General features: G+C 40.5%; 17 protein-coding genes. 2 read left to right on the top strand and 15 right to left on the bottom strand.

Annotated features, from left to right (window positions below):
• Nucleotides 1-13: 13 nt before the first annotated feature.
• The 5 genes from prfB to xerD all read right to left on the bottom strand — a co-directional run bounded on the left by prfB (nt 14) and on the right by xerD (nt 5,480).
• A protein-coding gene (gene prfB, locus BT797_RS00620) for a peptide chain release factor 2 (RefSeq protein ID WP_170860698.1) occupies nt 14-1,112 on the bottom strand; the annotation gives its coding sequence in 2 pieces (ribosomal slippage) (nt 14-1,036 and nt 1,038-1,112; 1,098 coding nt in all).
• A gap of 293 nt (nt 1,113-1,405) precedes the next feature.
• Entirely contained in the window at nt 1,406-1,819 is a 414-nt protein-coding gene (locus BT797_RS00615) for a CBS domain-containing protein (protein ID WP_045108870.1), read from the bottom strand.
• 139 nt (nt 1,820-1,958) lie between these two features.
• On the bottom strand, nt 1,959-3,689 hold the full coding sequence (gene recJ / locus BT797_RS00610) for a single-stranded-DNA-specific exonuclease RecJ (protein ID WP_075470862.1): 1,731 nt from the start codon (nt 3,687-3,689) through the stop codon (nt 1,959-1,961).
• Nucleotides 3,686-4,483, bottom strand: coding sequence for a bifunctional protein-disulfide isomerase/oxidoreductase DsbC (gene dsbC / locus BT797_RS00605; protein ID WP_045108868.1), 798 nt, complete (start codon nt 4,481-4,483; stop codon nt 3,686-3,688). The genes recJ and dsbC overlap by 4 nt, the downstream gene beginning before the upstream one ends.
• A gap of 106 nt (nt 4,484-4,589) precedes the next feature.
• Nucleotides 4,590-5,480 (bottom strand): site-specific tyrosine recombinase XerD, encoded by an 891-nt coding sequence (xerD, locus tag BT797_RS00600; RefSeq protein ID WP_075470860.1) that lies wholly within the window; start codon nt 5,478-5,480, stop codon nt 4,590-4,592.
• A gap of 222 nt (nt 5,481-5,702) precedes the next feature.
• Here xerD and fldB point away from each other — a divergent pair, with 222 nt between their 5' ends.
• On the top strand, nt 5,703-6,224 hold the full coding sequence (gene fldB, locus BT797_RS00595; RefSeq protein ID WP_045108866.1) for a flavodoxin FldB: 522 nt from the start codon (nt 5,703-5,705) through the stop codon (nt 6,222-6,224).
• 83 nt (nt 6,225-6,307) lie between these two features.
• Here the strand turns inward: fldB and hflC are convergent, their stop codons facing one another.
• The 8 genes from hflC to tsaE form a co-directional block, all read right to left on the bottom strand.
• Nucleotides 6,308-7,183, bottom strand: coding sequence for a protease modulator HflC (gene hflC, locus BT797_RS00590; RefSeq protein ID WP_045108865.1), 876 nt, complete (start codon nt 7,181-7,183; stop codon nt 6,308-6,310).
• A 3-nt stretch (nt 7,184-7,186) separates the two neighbouring features.
• On the bottom strand, nt 7,187-8,347 hold the full coding sequence (gene hflK / locus BT797_RS00585) for an FtsH protease activity modulator HflK (RefSeq protein WP_075470858.1): 1,161 nt from the start codon (nt 8,345-8,347) through the stop codon (nt 7,187-7,189).
• 49 nt (nt 8,348-8,396) lie between these two features.
• Nucleotides 8,397-9,686 (bottom strand): ribosome rescue GTPase HflX, encoded by a 1,290-nt coding sequence (gene hflX / locus BT797_RS00580; RefSeq protein ID WP_075470856.1) that lies wholly within the window; start codon nt 9,684-9,686, stop codon nt 8,397-8,399.
• Between the two features lie 59 nt (nt 9,687-9,745).
• A complete protein-coding gene (hfq, locus tag BT797_RS00575; protein WP_045108862.1) occupies nt 9,746-9,988 on the bottom strand; it encodes an RNA chaperone Hfq in 243 nt (80 codons plus the stop codon).
• 82 nt (nt 9,989-10,070) lie between these two features.
• Nucleotides 10,071-11,006 carry a tRNA (adenosine(37)-N6)-dimethylallyltransferase MiaA gene (miaA, locus tag BT797_RS00570; protein WP_045108861.1) on the bottom strand — a complete coding sequence of 312 codons (936 nt, stop codon included), beginning with the start codon at nt 11,004-11,006 and terminating at the stop codon, nt 10,071-10,073.
• Nucleotides 10,987-12,996: a DNA mismatch repair endonuclease MutL gene (gene mutL / locus BT797_RS00565; RefSeq protein WP_075470854.1), complete on the bottom strand. Its 2,010-nt coding sequence runs from the start codon at nt 12,994-12,996 to the stop codon at nt 10,987-10,989. Before mutL ends, miaA begins: the two co-directional genes overlap by 20 nt.
• A gap of 7 nt (nt 12,997-13,003) precedes the next feature.
• Nucleotides 13,004-14,353 carry an N-acetylmuramoyl-L-alanine amidase gene (locus BT797_RS00560; RefSeq protein WP_045108859.1) on the bottom strand — a complete coding sequence of 450 codons (1,350 nt, stop codon included), beginning with the start codon at nt 14,351-14,353 and terminating at the stop codon, nt 13,004-13,006.
• Nucleotides 14,354-14,355: 2 nt separating this feature from the next.
• Nucleotides 14,356-14,832, bottom strand: coding sequence for a tRNA (adenosine(37)-N6)-threonylcarbamoyltransferase complex ATPase subunit type 1 TsaE (gene tsaE, locus BT797_RS00555; RefSeq protein ID WP_045108858.1), 477 nt, complete (start codon nt 14,830-14,832; stop codon nt 14,356-14,358).
• 208 nt (nt 14,833-15,040) lie between these two features.
• Between tsaE and queG the strand changes: the two genes are divergently transcribed.
• A complete protein-coding gene (gene queG / locus BT797_RS00550; RefSeq protein WP_045108857.1) occupies nt 15,041-16,183 on the top strand; it encodes a tRNA epoxyqueuosine(34) reductase QueG in 1,143 nt (380 codons plus the stop codon).
• Nucleotides 16,184-16,281: 98 nt separating this feature from the next.
• Here the strand turns inward: queG and BT797_RS00545 are convergent, their stop codons facing one another.
• Both BT797_RS00545 and BT797_RS00540 read right to left on the bottom strand, forming a co-directional pair.
• Nucleotides 16,282-17,580, bottom strand: coding sequence for a cation:proton antiporter (locus BT797_RS00545; RefSeq protein WP_045108856.1), 1,299 nt, complete (start codon nt 17,578-17,580; stop codon nt 16,282-16,284).
• A 339-nt stretch (nt 17,581-17,919) separates the two neighbouring features.
• Nucleotides 17,920-18,411, bottom strand: coding sequence for a DUF4442 domain-containing protein (locus tag BT797_RS00540; RefSeq protein ID WP_075470852.1), 492 nt, complete (start codon nt 18,409-18,411; stop codon nt 17,920-17,922).
• Nucleotides 18,412-18,575: the final 164 nt, after the last annotated feature.

Here is an 18,575-nt window from a genome sequence, read left to right as displayed (position 1 = left end):
TTAACCCTATTTTTTACAGGCCTGATTTCAGGCTGGCTTCAATAAATTTGTCTAAATCACCGTCTAAAACGGCTTGTGTATTGCGTGTTTCAACACCAGTACGTAAATCTTTTACGCGTGAGTCATCCAGTACGTATGAACGGATCTGACTGCCCCAACCGATATCTGACTTAGCATCTTCTGCGATTTGCTTTTCCGCGTTTTGTTTTTGCATTTCGTACTCAAACAATTTTGCACGCATTTGTTTCATCGCAGCATCTTTGTTCTTATGTTGAGAACGATCGTTTTGGCATTGTACAACAAGATTAGTGGGTAAGTGAGTAATACGTACCGCAGATTCTGTTGTATTTACATGCTGACCACCTGCGCCAGAAGCGCGGTAAACGTCAATACGTAAATCAGATGGATTCAAATCAATCTCGATGCTGTCATCTATTTCTGGATATACAAATATCGATGCAAACGAAGTATGACGACGGCCGCTTGAATCAAATGGTGATTTACGCACTAAACGGTGTACACCTGTTTCAGTACGTAACCAACCATAAGCATATTCACCACCTAAACGGATAGTGGCACCTTTGATTCCAGCTACATCGCCAGCTGAGACTTCGATCAGCTCAACTTTAAATTTGTGTGCCTCACCCCATCGTAAGAACATACGTAATAGCATGTTTGCCCAATCTTGGGCTTCAGTACCACCCGAGCCAGATTGGATATCAAGATAACAATCATTTGCATCATGTTTGCCAGAAAACATACGACGAAACTCAAGTTTAGCCAGTTGTGCTTCTAAACCTACAATTTCATGTTGTGCTTCAGCAAATGTTTCTTCGTCTTCAGCTTCAACTGCCAGTTCAACTAAGCCTTCAACGTCATCACAACCCGTGCCTAGATCATCAATCGTCTTTACAATCAATTCTAATGACGCGCGTTCTTTACCTAATTCTTGCGCTCGTTTAGGGTCACTCCATACTTCCGATGACTCTAATTCAGCAGATACCTCTTCTAGACGCTCTTTGCTTGCATCGTAGTCAAAGGTACCCCCGAAGCAGCTCGGCGCGTTCGCCTAGCTCCTTTAATTTATTCAGTACTGGATTTACTTCAAACATGATTCAGCTCTACTTTAGTTGTACTTAGCATGATGAATGCAAATATCGATATGTTTATCAGCATTCCGCTAAGTATATAGCTCTAACTATGGGATTTTATACAACAGCAAATTTTACCGAATTCACTCACGGATATACAGAGGAAGATTAAGAAAACAGCAAATTAATCGATAATATAAGAAAATAAATAGGAATAAATAAAAACGAGGGAAAATATGACGGCAGTAAAAGAATAAAATAGCAAAAAGCCAGGCTACTGGAGCATGGCTTAGAAATAATGACAACCAACGAAATTAGCTGACTTGGCTACACTGATTATTATTTTCTGCCAACACTTGCAGAATATCTCCACGACGAATGATACCAACCAATTGGCGATTTTCAACAACAGGGTAGACACTCAAGTTATCTTTTGTCATACGAATTGCGATATCAATGATACTGTCTTGTGGCGATACGCTAACGACAATTTTGGTCATCACATCGTTCACAATAGCAGGTTTATCGCAGTGATAACTTCCACTAATAAGTGCTTGTAGGCAATCTGATTCAGAGACAAAACCAATCACTTCATTTTTCGAATTCACCACAGGCACGGCATTAATCTGATGTTTAGTAAACAAATCAACCACGGCGACCAGTGACGTGCCGCATGGAATACTCGGAGCTTTAATTTTCATTTCATTTATTACGCGTTGCATAGTCATAGCCTATATCCTTATCTTAAAGCAGGATTGCTGTAGAAGAAGAAATAACTATAACTGCAAATGACAAATAGCTAAAGGCGATTAAACCTGACATTTCAATCGCCAAAAACTATCAAACTAGCTTTATAAATAAATACGATTAGCGTAATGGCTGTAAATGCTCAACCATAAACTGCAAACTGCGCTTACCACGGAACTCATTAACATCCAATTTATAGGCTAACTCGATCTTCTGTACCGAAGCATCAGGCCATACTTCTAAATCAACATTAAAAGCAATCGCATCCACCAGAGGTCCACCACTTTCAGGTTCCAACATCATTTTTAAATGTTTTTTACCCACAAGGCGTTGCTCACGTAATTTAAACGTACCATCAAAGATCGGCTCAGGGAACATCTGCCCCCAGGGTGCTGCTTCTTTGATTAGTTCAGCTGTTGGCAATGACAGTTGCTCGCTCGGTAGTTCACCATCACTTAATACCACACCAGTTAACTGCTCTTCAGTTAATAGTTCCTGCACTAAAGCGTTAAACTGTCTCGAAAACTCATCATAACAATCAAGATGTAAAGACAAACCAGCCGCCATCGCATGCCCGCCGAATTTCAAGATCATGCCCGGATTACGGATATCAAGTAACTCTAAAACATCACGTAAGTGCAAGCCAGGTATTGAACGTGCTGACCCTTTTATTTCCCCTTCACCTGCATCAGCAAAAGCGATAACAGGGCGGTGGAAACGCTCTTTAATCCGAGATGCAACTAAGCCAACCACACCTTGATGCCAATCATCTTGAAATAAACAAATACCATAAGGTACTTGCCCTGCATCAAAATCGACACTTTTTAGGATAGCTAACGCTTCTTGCTGCATCGAGTTCTCAATTTCTTTACGTTCTTCATTCAGACTATCAAGTTCACCAGCAAAACGACGCGCGTTATTGAGGTCTTCACATAGCAGCGTTGCTACGCCAACGGACATGTCATCTAAGCGTCCAGCAGCATTTAACCTTGGTCCTAATGCAAAACCAAGATCGCTTGCGCAAAGCTGAGCTTGATTACGATTGGCAATTTCGATCAAAGCTTTAATGCCGGGTCGACATTTATCGACGCGAATACGCTGTAAACCTTGATGCACTAAAATACGATTATTAGCATCTAATGGGACAACGTCGGCAACCGTACCCAACGCAACAATGTCCAGCAGACAGGCTAAATTAGGTTCTGTTAAACCTTGCTTAGTAAACCAATCTTGTTCACGCAGTGCACTTCGTAATGCCAACATGACATAAAAGGCAACACCTACGCCTGCAAGATTTTTGCTTGGGAATGTACAGCCGTGTTGATTGGGATTAACAATTGCATCGGCATCCGGTATTTCGTTACCCGGCAAATGGTGGTCGGTCACTAGCACTTTAATGTCTAACGTTTTCGCTGCAGCAACACCCGCAATGCTAGAAATACCGTTATCCACAGTCATGATCAATTGCGCACCATTGGCTGCAGCAAGATCAACAATTTCAGGACTTAAGCCATAACCAAATTCAAAGCGATTGGGTACTAAAAAATCAACATTACGATAGCCTAGCATTTTAAAACCAAGCATCGACAATGCCGTACTTGTTGCGCCATCGGCATCAAAATCACCAACAATGATAATACGTTGATTTTGTACTAATGCGCTAACTAATAAATCACACGCGGCAGTCATACCTTTAAGCTGATTCGGACGTAATAAGTTTTTAGCGCCTTTCTCTAATTCTTGATCTGACTTCACACCACGACTGGCATAAATTTGGCGTAATAATGCAGGCACCGCTGCTGATATACCGTCACAATCTACATTATCGCGACGTTTAATTTGTTTTTTCAAGATTTATCCATGTTTTTGAGCATACTAAGAAGCTGTTCAGCAGGCACGTAACCCGGTTGCATTTGTCCGTTTTCCAAAACAATTGCAGGCGTACCCGTCACGCCTAAACGTCGACCAAGCTCATATTGCTGTGCAACTGTATTTGTACACATTTCAGGAATGACTTTGCCACCACGTTTTGCGTTGTTCATCGCTTGCGCACTGTCTTCGGCACACCAAATTGACGCCATATCTTGATAAGTCTTAGAGTTGAGACCACCTCGTGGAAATGCTAAATATTTAACACTAATACCAAGCTGGTTCAGTTGCGCGACTTCGTTATGTAGCTTACGACAGTAACCACAGTTAATATCGGTAAATACCGTTATGCTGTACTTTTCGTTTTCGGCAGGGTAATTAATCGTATCACCTGCGAATTCTTGTATTGCTTGCTGGCGTACTTTACTCATTGCTTGTTCTGTGAGATCCGTAACCCCGTTTTCATTAACTTGGTAAAGTGAACCTTGGATAAGATTAGACGCATCAGCATTCACATAAAAGATACCTTGATCGGTAGCGACTTCAAACAAGCCAGGGATAACACTGTCACTTACACTTGATACTTTAAAGTTAAGTTTCTCAGCTAATAAGCGTGAAATATCTTGGTGATCTGCTGATAATGCGACATTGGTAGGTTGTTCAGTATGAACCGCCGGAGTGGTCATTAACGTCTGCTCAGGACTACCATTGATCCCAAGTAAAAAGCTCCCCACTAAACCTACAGCAATGGCTGTAATCATTACTTTCTTTAACATATGTTCTCCGCTCTTATCCTTAATGGCTATCTATACAAGATAAATTAACAGAATTTATTATTTATCACTAGCCTTAATCCTTGCTAATGTCACGTCATCAACACTATTAAGCACGAGGATGGTGCTCACTATGCAGTTGCTCTAATCGTGCTGTTGCCACATGCGTATAAATTTGCGTTGTAGATAAATCGCTATGGCCAAGTAACATTTGCACGACACGCAGATCAGCACCATAGTTCAATAAATGGGTCGCAAACGCATGGCGTAAAGTGTGCGGTGATAAATGCGTAGTAATACCTGCGACTTGTGAGTAATGCTTAAGACGATGCCAGAAAGTTTGCCGAGTCATAAAGTTGCCACGTTTTGAGGGAAACACCACATCGGACGTTAACCCTTTTAATAACGTTGCGCGACCTTCGGCAATAAAGCGCTCAGTCCAATACACAGCTTCTTCACCCATAGGTACCAAGCGTTCCTTACCGCCCTTACCTGTTACACGCACTAACCCTTGGCGTAAACTCACTGATTCCATGCTCAAGCCAACTAATTCCGATACGCGTAACCCTGTGGCATATAACAATTCCATCATGGCTTTATCACGTAATTGGATCGGATCGTCTAACTCTGGTGCAGCCAATAATGCATCCACTTCCGCTTCAGATAAATCATCCGGTAAACGCTGCGGTAGTTTTGGGCTGGTGAGTAATGCCGTCGGATCATCATCTCGCATCTGTTCGCGATAAAGATATTGATAAAAACGACGAATTGCACTCAACTGTCGCGAGGTACTACTGGCTTTGTAACCTAAATCAAAACGACTTGCCATAAATGCTTGTATTTCAAGACGATCAACGGTTAATAATTGCTGCTTATGTTGCGCTAACCAGTGATGATATTGGCTTAAATCATTACGGTAAGAGGCCAGGGTATTATCTGACAATCCACGCTCATGCCACATAATATCTAAAAACTGTTCTATTATTTCAATCTTTTCCAAGCGAATGCCCTATGCTGCTATTACGATTAAAAGTACAAGTACGATTACAATTGCCATCACTATTTTATCAGTATAACAACACTGTATAAATAAACATGAATTATAGTACAATTATCTCATGTTACTATGCGTAACGATGAGCAAGTGATCGCTCAGTGCAGGATTAACACATAGTATTTATAACAATAGTATGATTAGCAACACTGTCTTTGGATGTAAATAATGAAAATCGGTTTATATTACGGCTCCACTACTTTTTATACCACCATAGCTGCGGAAAAGATCCAAACTGAAATTGGTGCAGAACTTGTCGACTTACATGACATAAAAGACTCGGGTTTTACTGATATAGAAACCTATGACATCGTTCTATTTGGTATTTCGACTTGGGATTATGGTGAGCTTCAGGAAGACTGGGGTGATCTGTGGTCTGATATTGCAGGTATTAACCTAGCAGGGAAAACGGTAGCGTTATTTGGTCTTGGTGATCAAGTTAACTACAGTGAATGGTATCTGGACGCGATGGGCATGCTGTTTGACGAGTTGCAAGGTAAAGACATCCACTTTATCGGCCAGTGGCCAAATCAAGGTTATGAGTTTGTGGCTTCAAAAGCACTAACCGAAGATGAAAGCCAGTTTTTCGGTCTTGCCCTCGATGAAGACAGCCAGTACGATCAAACTGATGAGCGCATTGCCAATTGGACCTTACAGATACTCGAAGAAATTGAAGCATATTTTTCTTAATTAATAATGAGTTAACACCATAAAAAAGGCCGCTGCTATCCAAGATAGCAACGGCCTTTTTGTTATTCATTGACAAGCAATGATTATTTTACAGCAGAACCCTTCATGTAATTGAAGAAGTCACTCTCTGGAGAAATAACTAATACATCAGACTTATTGCTAAAGCTCTTAGAATAAGCTTGTAAGCTACGCAAGAAACCATAAAATTCGGCATCTTTATTGTACGTATCAGCATAAATCTTCGCTGCATCTGCATCACCTTTACCACGTAGTTCACGTGCTTGACGGTTTGCGTCAGCAAGCATTACGGTTACTTTCGCATCCACTGCTGCTTTTAAGATCTCAGCTTGTTCATAACCTTGCGAACGATGTTCTTTCGCTACAGCATGACGCTCTGCACTCATACGTTGGAAGATACTGTTACTGACTTCCTCTGGTAGATTGATCTGCTTAATTCGTACATCTTCAACCAGAATACCTAGCTCAGATGAACGTGCCATACGTTTCAATGCCGTTTCCATTACTTCGCCACGTTGGCCAGAAACGATATCTTTAATAGTACGGTTACCAATTTCATTACGTAGACCATTGGTAATTTTACGTTGTAATAAAGACTCTGCTTGTAAGAAGTTACCGCCATTAGTTGCTAGGTAAAATTTCTCAAAGTCTTCAATACGCCATTTCACGTAAGAATCGATAATTAAATCTTTCTTCTCAGAAGTAACAAAACGGTCAGCGTTACCATCAAGCGTTTGTAAACGAGAGCTTAACACGCGAATTGAATCGATAAAGGGTACTTTAAAGTTCAGGCCCGGAAGGTAAACCTTCGCTTCATCACCTGTTTTAAGTACTTTACCAAAACGAACTACTAGCGCACGTTCACCTTCGTTTACTACAAAGAAAGACGAAAAACCAAGTAATAGCACAAGTACTAAAATAACTGCTTTTAATTGATTCATAGCTTAGTTTCTCCCTGTGTTAAAACGATCAGGACGAACATTACTACTATTCGTATCTGGATACTGATAACGGTTATTTGATTTCGCTGGTTGTTGCGGTGCTGCTACTGTGTTTGCCGCACGAGCCGGTTTACTGTCCGCATTAGCGCTCATGATCTTATCTAATGGTAGATATAACATGTTGCCAGTACCTTTAGTATCAACCACAACTTTCGTTGTATTTGAATAAACCGCTTCCATTGTTTCTAGATATAAACGTTGACGCGTTACTTCCGGTGCAAGCTGATACTGTGGCAATAGACTTTCGAAACGTGCTACTTCACCTTGTGCTTTTAACACAATTTGCTGTTGGTAGGCTTGTGCTTCTTGTTCAATACGCTTCACTTGACCACGTGCTGTTGGTTCAATTGCACGTGCATAAGCTTCGGCTTCACGGATATAACGCTGTTCATCTTCTTGTGCAGAAATCGCATCATCGAATGCATCTTTAACTGCTTCCGGTGGGCGTGCAGACAAGAAGTTGACATCAACAAGTTCAATACCCATGTGATACTCACCAATGATAGATTCAATGTTTTCACGGGTACTTTGACGTACAACTTCACGACCCGTTGTGATCACATCATCCATTGTCGTATGACCGATAACGAAACGTAATGCACTGTCAATTGCTTGATGTAAGCTATCATCCGGATTTGTCACGCTAAATAGATATTCACGCGAGTTAATAACACGATATTGAATATCCATTTTTACGTCAACAACGTTTTCATCTTTAGTTAACATTGAACCAGCAGCAGGCATAGAGCGAATGCTCTTAACGTCAACAGGAATCACACGATCAACAAACGTCGGTAACCAAGATAAACCCGGTTCAACCGTTTGTGAATACTGACCTAAACGTAATACCACGCCACGTTCAGCTTCTTTGATCGTATAGAAACCACTGACCACCCAGATCACGGCAAGTACACCAAGTACCAGAGAGACACCAACTTTATTAAAGTTAGCACCGCCTGAAAACTTACCGCCTTTACCGCCACCGAACTTACTGGTTAGCTTTTTAAATACTTCGTCAAGATCAGGGGGTCCCTGCTCTTTCCCTTTTTGTCCCCAAGGGTCGCGATCTTTATTACCGCCATTTCCGGGCTCATTCCAAGCCATTTGCATCTCCATTACCAGATAGTTTCGGGAAAATATTAATGATATCAGCCTAGTGCTGAAGGATAAAATCTTCAATGTTATTACATTTGTGTTTTTTCAAACGTTGCCAATCAATCATAGTCATTCTAATGTCGAGTAGCCAGTCACCATTTTCAGAAAACGCTTCATGTTCAATACAATCGAGATTATATAGATGGCTGACGACATTACCTTGCATTGCGGGTAACTGTAACCTCACCACTTTCATGGTACTTGCCAGTAACTCCGTCAATGCTTGATATAAAAACGCTGTACCTTCGCCTGACATTGCAGATAGCCATACACTAACTGGCTTACCTTCGTCATCATAATCAATACGACAACGACCATCATCAAGCTTATCGACTTTGTTATATACCATTAAAACAGGTACTTCACCCGCATCAATCTCTGTTAATACCGAATTCACTTCTGTAATATTACCGCGCATGTTTTCATCTGCACAATCAATTACATGTAAAAGTAGATCCGCTTCTCGCGTTTCCGTTAATGTGGCTTTAAAAGCAGCAACTAAATCATGTGGCAAGTGACGAATAAAGCCAACCGTATCCGCTAAAACCACTTCACCAACATCGGCAACCGCAATACGGCGTAATGTTGGATCTAACGTCGCAAACAATTGATCCGCAGCATACACTTTAGAATCAGTGAGACGATTAAACAGGGTCGATTTACCTGCATTCGTATAACCTACTAACGAAATTGTCGGTATTTCACGACGCTTACGTGAGCGACGACCTTGATCACGTTTGGTTACCACTTTATCTAAACGACGTAAAATACTGTCCATACGCACGCGTAATAAACGACGATCCGTTTCAAGCTGAGTTTCACCTGGACCACGCATACCGATACCGCCTTTTTGGCGTTCTAAATGCGTCCAACCTCGAATTAATCGGGTCGACATGTGGCGCAGCTGCGCTAATTCGACTTGTAATTTACCTTCATGAGTACGAGCTCGTTGAGAAAAAATATCTAAAATCAAACCTGTACGGTCAACAACACGACATTCCAGTAACGCTTCTAAGTTACGTTCTTGGCGTGGTGCTAAAGCATGATTAAAGATAACAATATCTGCTTGATGAAGCTTTACAGCTTCAGCAATTTCTTCTGCTTTACCTGAACCAACAAAATATTTAGGGTGTGGTCTTGAACGCGAACCTGTTACTACAGATAACGCATTCACACCAGCAGAGGAAACCAGCATTTCTAATTCATGCAGATCTTCTCGGTTGCCCTCATCATTAAAGTTAACGTGCACTAATATGGCACGTTCACCTGCTTCATGGCGATCAAACAACTTCACGACTCCCTATGAGTATATGACCCACAAGATTTTTTAATTTAAATTTCAAAGAATTATTTATCACTTTCACTTTCAGGTTGGATGCCATGTTGTAACGGACGTGCCGGTACAACAGTTGAAATAGCATGTTTATATACCATTTGGCTCACGGTATTTTTTAATAAGATAACAAATTGGTCAAATGACTCGATTTGTCCTTGTAACTTAATACCGTTAACTAAATAAATTGCGACAGGAATCCGTTCGCGACGTAATGCATTCAAAAACGGGTCCTGCAATGATTGTCCCTTAGCCATTAATAGTTTCCTTTTAAAATTAGATTTTTATTATAATGAAAATATAACCGATAATTATCAGTATACTACTTAAAAATAGGCACTAGCCAACTGATAATAAAACTTTTTCTAAATTGTTATCTGCTTTGGAGTCTAACCACGTTAGATCGTTCCAACTTTTTAACCACGTCATTTGACGCTTTGCTAATTGTCTTGTTGCTACCACACCACGAAATACCATCTCATCATGATCCATTTTACCATCAAGGTATTCCCACATCTGGCGATAACCGACACAGCGCATCGAGGGTAAATCAAGGTGCAGGTCATCACGTTGATACAAGGCTTGCACTTCTGCTTCAAAACCTGCTTCTATCATCAACTTAAAACGACGTTCGATACGCTCATGTAATACGGTTTTATCGGTTGGCGCAATAGCAAATTGTGCTACGTCATAAGGTAATGCTTCACCTTTTTGTTGGGTTAATTCAGTTAATGATTTACCCGTTAGCCGATAAACTTCAACCGCCCGGCAAACACGCTGTGCATCATTTTTATGTAAACGCGCTGCAGACTCGGGATCATATAAAGACAGTTCTTGATGTAATGCTTCCCAGCCACGCAGTTTTGCGTCCGCTTCAATGGCCAGCCTAATTTCAGGCACCGATGTCGGTACCGGCGATAAACCTTCAAGTAATACTTTAAAATAAAGCATAGTGCCGCCAACAAGTAGCGGTATTTTTCCTGCTTCTGTGATCGCTTGCATATGTTTTAAGGCATCAGCACGAAAATCAGCGGCTGAATAACTCATAGCAGGATCAATAATATCAATTAAACGGTGTGGCGCTTGTGCTAATTCTGCCGCCGTTGGTTTTGCACTACCGATATTCATGTCTTTATAAATCAATGCTGAATCAACACTGATAATTTCACACGGTAGTTGTTTTGTTAACTCAATAGCAAGATCAGTTTTACCTGACGCCGTTGGCCCCATTAAAAAGATAGCTTTTGGTAATGGTTTAGTTTGCTGTTGAGTCACAGTTAAATCTCTCTATTACAGACATATAGTCAAGTTTCTCAAATAGTTTAGAACTATATTGCTGTTGTACACAGCTATCTTGTTCGATAAATTGGCTATATATTTGAGTCGCTTGTTCCCAAGTAAATTTGGTCAATCCATGACTACCTTGTATTGCAAGCCAATGACACAAGGGGGCAACATCTGAGGCGCTAGCCTTTTCCGATAAATGGACTATCTGTTGCAATAACTCTGGTAACACAGCTGATAAATTTGCTTGGCGTAATTGTGCTGGCACCTTTCTAACGATAATGGTGGCGGCATTACTATAATTCAACTCTAAACCCAAACGATTAAGCAAATTTTGCTGATTTTTTGCTGTTTCGACAAAGTTTTTATCTAACTTAATCGATATTGGCAATAACAAAGGTTGTGATATAACCCCTTGCTCCCATGCTGCCAGCAATTGCATTTTACAATTAACCTGCCACATTGCCAGTACATCTGCGAGAAAAATAACATCATCATCTTGCAATAATAAATAATTATCTACAACTAAGCTGAGTAACTTCACTCGCGTAATATGTTGCTCGTTCGGCTGAGTATTCGACCCAACTTGACGCCCTTGGTTAACACTTGTAGTCGCGGTATTTCGTGCAGCTAGCTGCAGCTCCGTTATTTCAGCCTTACTGGGCTGTAATAAGTGATTGTACTGCTTAATAGCGCCTGCTGAAGGCTTATCTGGCATATATTGACGCTGCTGAGCATAATTCGACGACGTTGCACTTGTACTCGCCTGACGCGTATCGGTAACGCCATAACCATGCTGTTTTTGCATCGGCATAACATCATCATGTGCAAGGGTAACCGCGCTATCAACAATTCCCCCATGCGCTACACCATGACCAGTATTCTGTTCGTTAACACTGGTATTGCTACTGCTGTTGATAGATGCTTGTCCAGGATAACTAATCGCTTCCTGAACAGGTAACTCAGTCGTTGATATCGATGGGCTGACACCTTCAGTAATAGCTTTAAAAACACCTTGAAAGATAAAATCATGCACTAAACGCGCTTGATGAAAACGTACTTCATGTTTAGCCGGATGTACATTCACATCGACTTCACGTACAGACACTTCAATAAACAATACGTACGCTGGCGGCGCAGCAATACCAGTCGCTTCTTCATAAGCTTGACGTAATGCATGGTTGATCAGCTTATCTCGCATCATACGGCCATTAACATAACTGTATTGCACATCCATTGGCGCATTATCATGTGGTAAACCCACCCAGCCCCACAGTTTTATATCACTGTGTTCGCAGTTCAATGCCATGCAATTCGCCATAAAATTGGTACTAGTAATACTGGCAACACGACGTTCTTGTTGTTCGATGCTACTCGCGGGACGATAACTGCGGATCACTTTACCGTTATGCTTCAGTGTGATCTGTAAATCAAAGCGACTTAACGCAATACGTTTCACCAACTCATCAATATGATTAAATTCTGTTTTATCCGTACGTAAAAATTTACGACGAGCAGGCGTATTAAAAAATAAATCGATCACTTCAACCGTGGTACCGATCGGATGTGCCGCAGGTTTAATCTGAACCTGCATATCCCGGCCTTCTGCGTAGGCTTGCCATGCTTCCGTTTGCGCCTTGGTTCGAGAGGTAAATGTAAGTCGAGAAACCGAACTGATACTTGCTAATGCTTCACCACGAAAGCCAAGACTATCAATCGATTCTAGATCATCTAACGTAGCAAGCTTACTCGTAGCATGGCGGCTTAATGCCAGACCAAGTTGGTCTTTCTCCACCCCGCTCCCATTATCACGAAGTCGGATCAGTTTGGCACCACCCTTCTCAATATCAATATCAATACGCGTCGCGCCTGCATCTATACTGTTCTCAATAAGCTCTTTTACGACCGATGAAGGGCGTTCAACCACCTCACCCGCAGCAATTTGGTTAGCTAATCGAGGTGGTAATATTTGAATTGTCATGACACACCTAACTCGTTGGGATTTTTAATTTTTGACCAATAAATATAGTACTTTTAGTTAAGTTATTTAATTGCTTAATACGCCATTCTGTAGTGCCATAACTGCTGGCAATAACAGAAAGTGAGTCACCTTTTTTAACCACGTGAATACCATTTCGCATATACGCCAAATAAGTATCTTTAGGTGGTGCATTACGGAAATACAAGTAACTACCTTGTGCAATAGCGTTCGCAATTTTATACTGGTGGCTACTTGTCGTTAATTTTTTACCTTCTCGATAGTTGGTAACAAAGCCAGTTTCCACTAATAACGACGGAATATCCAATGACTTCAATACAGCCAAGCTTTGCTCATACGGCTTAGATTTATGCATATTAGTTACTTTCGCTAACTCGTGATGAATTAATGATGCAATGTTATAACCTGCACCTTGTGAATATTGCCGACCAAGATCGAGGAACGTATATTGTAAATCATCAGCACCGTTACTGTTTTTAATCGCATCACCTACGCCACCTAACAGTCCGTTGACATTATCGTCACGTAGCTTTTTCTTGAATTCATAATTCGCACGACCTTGCGATAAAATTAACGTTGATGCCCCCGATGGATTTGATGAAGTAAAACCGTCAGCATGCACAGACACTAATAACTCAGCTTTATATTTACGTGCAATCGCAGAACGTTCGTTTAACGAAATATAACGATCGTCTTTGCGAATCAAAACGGCTTTAATGCCTTTCTTCTGGTTTAAAATTGCCACTGTTTTTTTCGCAATGGCTAAGGTAATGTCTTTTTCAACAAACTTTTTGAAACCGATAGATCCAGGGTCTTTACCACCATGTCCAGCATCAATCGCGATCACGACATCTCTTTTCGGGTGCCTAACAACTGGTTTTTTCGTTATTTTTTTGACTGCAACCGGATTTTTTTTCTTGATAACAGCCTTTGCAGACTTCGTCGGTTTTACAGGTAAATCAATAACCAGTCGATTTCTGGCGGTTTTATTACCCGCTAATTCAAAAAATCGATACTGAATTGGTTGAGCAAGATGAAAAATAATACGTAAATCACTAGATTTAGCCGACTTGGTTTGCTCGACACGGATAATATTACTGCTTAACTTTGCTAGTTTACTCACATTAACCTTATTTTGTGTACCAGCAAAATCTACCACGATCTGTGTCTTTTTGTGACGGTCATAAAGGTTGAATAACGGTTTTTTCGCTAGGTCAAAAACAATTCTTGTTTTATCTGCATGCTCAACAATCCGGATAGCATACACCGCATTAGCAGCATAACTTAATGGCATAAAGCACAAATAAATTATGCTTAATAGTAAAATCCGTTTAAACATTCTTATCCTATATTTATGTTAGCTAATTTATTAACGAGTGTTGCGCCTAACTCACTCAGGGCTTCAACCACAACTTCACGTTGCTCTCCGACATAAGTAAGCGTAATTTGTAAATCTTCAGCAGGTAAGAAACCTTCACCGCGCTGCGGCCACTCAATTAAACACAGGCAATTATCATCAAAATAATCACGGATACCCATGAATTCTAATTCTTCAGGATCAGCTAAACGATAGAGATCAAAATGATACACATTCCAATCAGCTAATTCATACGGTTCAACTAATGTATAAGTAGGACTTTTAACATTCCCTTGATGACCCAATGCCTGCACAAAACCACGGGTTAATGTCGTTTTACCAGCACCTAAATCACCATGTAAAAAAATGGTCGTTGCGCTATCGCATAAACGCGCAAGACTAGCACCAAAAGCAACGGTTTCTGATTCATCAGCTAATAAAACTTTTACTGTATTTGTCATCTAATTTGAGTACCTTAAACATTAAAATAGAATGCTATATTGAGCAGTGCTACTACACTATCCCATATCTGTACAACAAGATCTGTCTTTCGTAAGACAGCTTCTTATAAAATTCTACAGGTATGTAGATTCTACAAACTGTCGAGCCCAAAGAAAACCACAATATGATAAACTTTACCTCAATTTACTCATAGACAGATAATAAACCATGCCTCCGATAGACTATCAACAACTTACACAGCAAATTAAAGTCTGGGGCGCAGAACTTGGTTTCCAACAAGTCGGTATTGCCGATACTGATTTATCAACCTACGAGCCACATTTCCAAACCTGGTTAGATAATGGCTATCACGCCGACATGGATTATATGTCGCGTTACGGTACCATGCGAACTCACCCTGAAGAACTCTACCCAGGCACCATTCGCGTGATCTCCGTGCGCATGGATTATCTACCACCCGACGCACTAATGGCTACAACCTTAAAACAAAAAGATAAAGGTTATATTAGTCGCTACGCGTTGGGTCGTGATTACCATAAAATCATCCGAAAACGCCTTAAACATTTAGGCCAAAAAATCAGCGAACATTGTGAAACACTCGATGCTCGTCCCTTCGTTGATACCGGCCCTTTACTCGAACGACCTTTGGCCGAAAAAGCCGGATTAGGCTGGACAGGTAAACATTCGCTGATTTTAAACAAGGAAGCAGGCTCGTGGTTTTTTCTTGGCGAAATACTAATAAACCTACCATTACCCATTGATAAGCCCATTGAAAACCAATGTGGTAAATGTACTGCGTGTTTACAAATTTGTCCAACACAAGCGATTGTCGAGCCTTACACTGTTGATGCGAATCGTTGCATTTCTTATCTCACTATTGAACTGTTTGGGGCGATACCAGAGCAGTATAGAACCTTGATTGGTAATCGCATTTACGGTTGTGACGATTGCCAATTGATCTGTCCGTGGAATCGATTTGCCGCAATTACCGGTGAACAAGACTTTCACCCAAGATCAAACCTGCACTCGCCAGAGCTATTGACGCTGTATGCCTGGAATGAAGCCTATTTCCTTAAACAAACGGAAGGCTCACCGATTCGTCGTATTGGTCATGAACGTTGGTTACGTAATATTTCAGTCGCACTGGGTAATGCAGCTTATTCCCCAGAAATTGTCGAGGCTTTAGAAACTAAGTTTGTAGAAACAACGGAGATGGTGCAAGAACATATCACTTGGGCACTGCAACAACAGCAAGCCAAAGCAAACAACATTATTCCGATATTACAGATCGATAAAACCAAGGATAAGTTAATCCGCATGGTTGAAAAAGCACTGCCACGCGATGCATGATGAATAGCTAGTTAATAAATAGAAAAAACGTGTGGAGGACAATCCTCTACACGTTTTTATTCACCATCTCGATTTACAGCTTACATAATCGTTAACGATTATTTATCCTCTTTCTTAGCAAGCTGCTCTGCTTCCCACGTTTTGGCTTTATGGATCAAACCAGTGATACTAGAGCCTTGCACCAAAATTGAGAACACTACAACCGAGTAGGTCATGACCAGAATAATTTCTCTCACATCGATACTTTTCTCTGGAATAACAAACACACCTGCAGGAATCGCCAACGCCATCGCTAATGCCAAACCACCACGTAAACCACCCCACGTTAAGATCTTAACGGATAACGGGTTGTAACTACGGAATCGATTGAAAAATAAATAAGAAAATTTAACACTTAAATAACGCGCTAACAATACTAATGGAATAGCAAAAACCATCAAGATCCAATCTTCTTTGTGGAAGCTAAACAATAACATGGCCATACCAATCAACAAGAATAGAATGCCGTTTAAGAATTCATCAACCAACTCCCAAAAATGATCCAAATGGTATTCACTTTCTGGCGAAAAGCCTTTTTGACGCGTCCAGTTACCAATCATAATACCAGCAACAACCATAGCTAATGGACCTGAAACATCGATCACATCTGCAAATACATAACCCGCCGTAGGGATAGCAATGGTCAGTAATAATTCCATTGAGTGGTCATTCGTTGAACTAATTAAATAATGGAATACTAGACCAAGCGCAAGCCCATAAATGATGCCACCAATCGCTTCATGCAAGAACAGTTGAGTCACACTGCTTACGGTTGGCGCTTCAGAGCCAAATGCCACCGTAAATAGCGTCATAAAGATCACTAAACCAAAACCATCATTAAATAATGACTCACCTTCGATTTGCGTTGAAATACGCTGCGGTGCGTCCAGGTTCTTAACAATCGCCAGTACAGCAATCGGATCCGTAGGAGAAATTAGCGCCCCAAAGAGTAGACAGTAAATGAAGTCCAATGGAATCCCAACTAACTGACAAAATCCCCATAACACCCCTCCAATAAAACCAGTTGAGAATAAGGTAGCGACGAGAGCTAAAACCGTAATTTCCCATTTCTGATCTTTCATGTTTGCCAATTTAATGCCTAAACCGCCAGCAAATAATAAGAAACCTAGGATACCTTTTAATAAGAAACTTTCGAAGTTGATACTATTTAATTGCTCTGTTGCGATTGCCTCTAAATGAAACCAGCCGCTTTGGCCTGCAATCACAATACCTAAAGACAGTATTATTGATCCCGCAGTTATCGCAATTGTTGTTTGCATTTTACCAATTTTGCTATTAATAAATGCAATAAAAATGGCAATTGCTGCGAGAAAACATAAGGTACTGTACACCGACATGCTACACCTCTAATGGAAGTAAATTTGATTAGATTAACTGAAGATTATTTTTCCGAGCTACACAATGTTCTTGTTAGGGATAAAAATCAAGTTCTTTCAGTAATATGATTAGCGACAGCAGAGAATAGAGCTTCCAATCAATAATTATACCTAAAATTATATAGTTAAATTAAACCATAAATCATTTTATATACAAAATAATAGGAAAATAGAGATAGAAAACGGTAATTAAAGAAGAATGATGACAGGTACATACCAAAACCACTTCTGATGAGGTAATTAAGATCGAATTTGATCAAAGTTTATCTCGAAGTAGCTTGGGCATAAAATAACTAAAAGTTAACGTCTTTTTGGAACCCAAGCCCAAATAAATTCAGCATTGATCGGCTCATTACCTTCACTATCCGTAATAACAACAGGTACCGAGATATCACCTTTTTCTGTTTCACGAATATAATTTATTTGCTCATCGCTTAATGTGGCCACAGCAGTAAGATCGCCCGCAGCACGACGAACGTAATCAATGTTCATATTTTTTAATAATGGAATACGGTTGTCAGATACATGCATACCAATTAAAAAACCCGTCGCAGACTCACCAAGTAAAGCCATTGCTGCAGCATGAACACCACCAATATGATTCTGCACGCGCTTACGGTTCTTCAAACTAAGTTTAGAACCAGAAAAGTCTAACTTTTCGACACGTATTTTTGATGTACCAGCAAATTTAATCACTTTTCCAAAGACCAACGACAGCGCGGACGCGTGGCAACCTTTTGGAAGTAGAGTTACTTTTTTAACAATTTTACTGAGTTTATTATCGGCTTTCATGTCAATCCTCGACGTTATCATTGGTTCCAGAACGAATACTTAGTTAAATTCCTGCACTAAGTGACCGGTAACTATAACATTTAATCCATAAGTACAATTGGTCTAAATGACATAGAATAAAAATTAGCAGCGATAAATTGATCGATTTGTAGATTTGTAGATTT

Origin of the sequence: Moritella viscosa (genome assembly GCF_900120065.1) — a bacterium.
In the GTDB taxonomy this organism is placed as follows: Bacteria; Pseudomonadota; Gammaproteobacteria; order Enterobacterales; family Moritellaceae; genus Moritella; species Moritella viscosa.
Note: the sequence above shows the minus strand (reverse complement) of the source record. Positions and strands in the feature narration are given on the sequence as shown.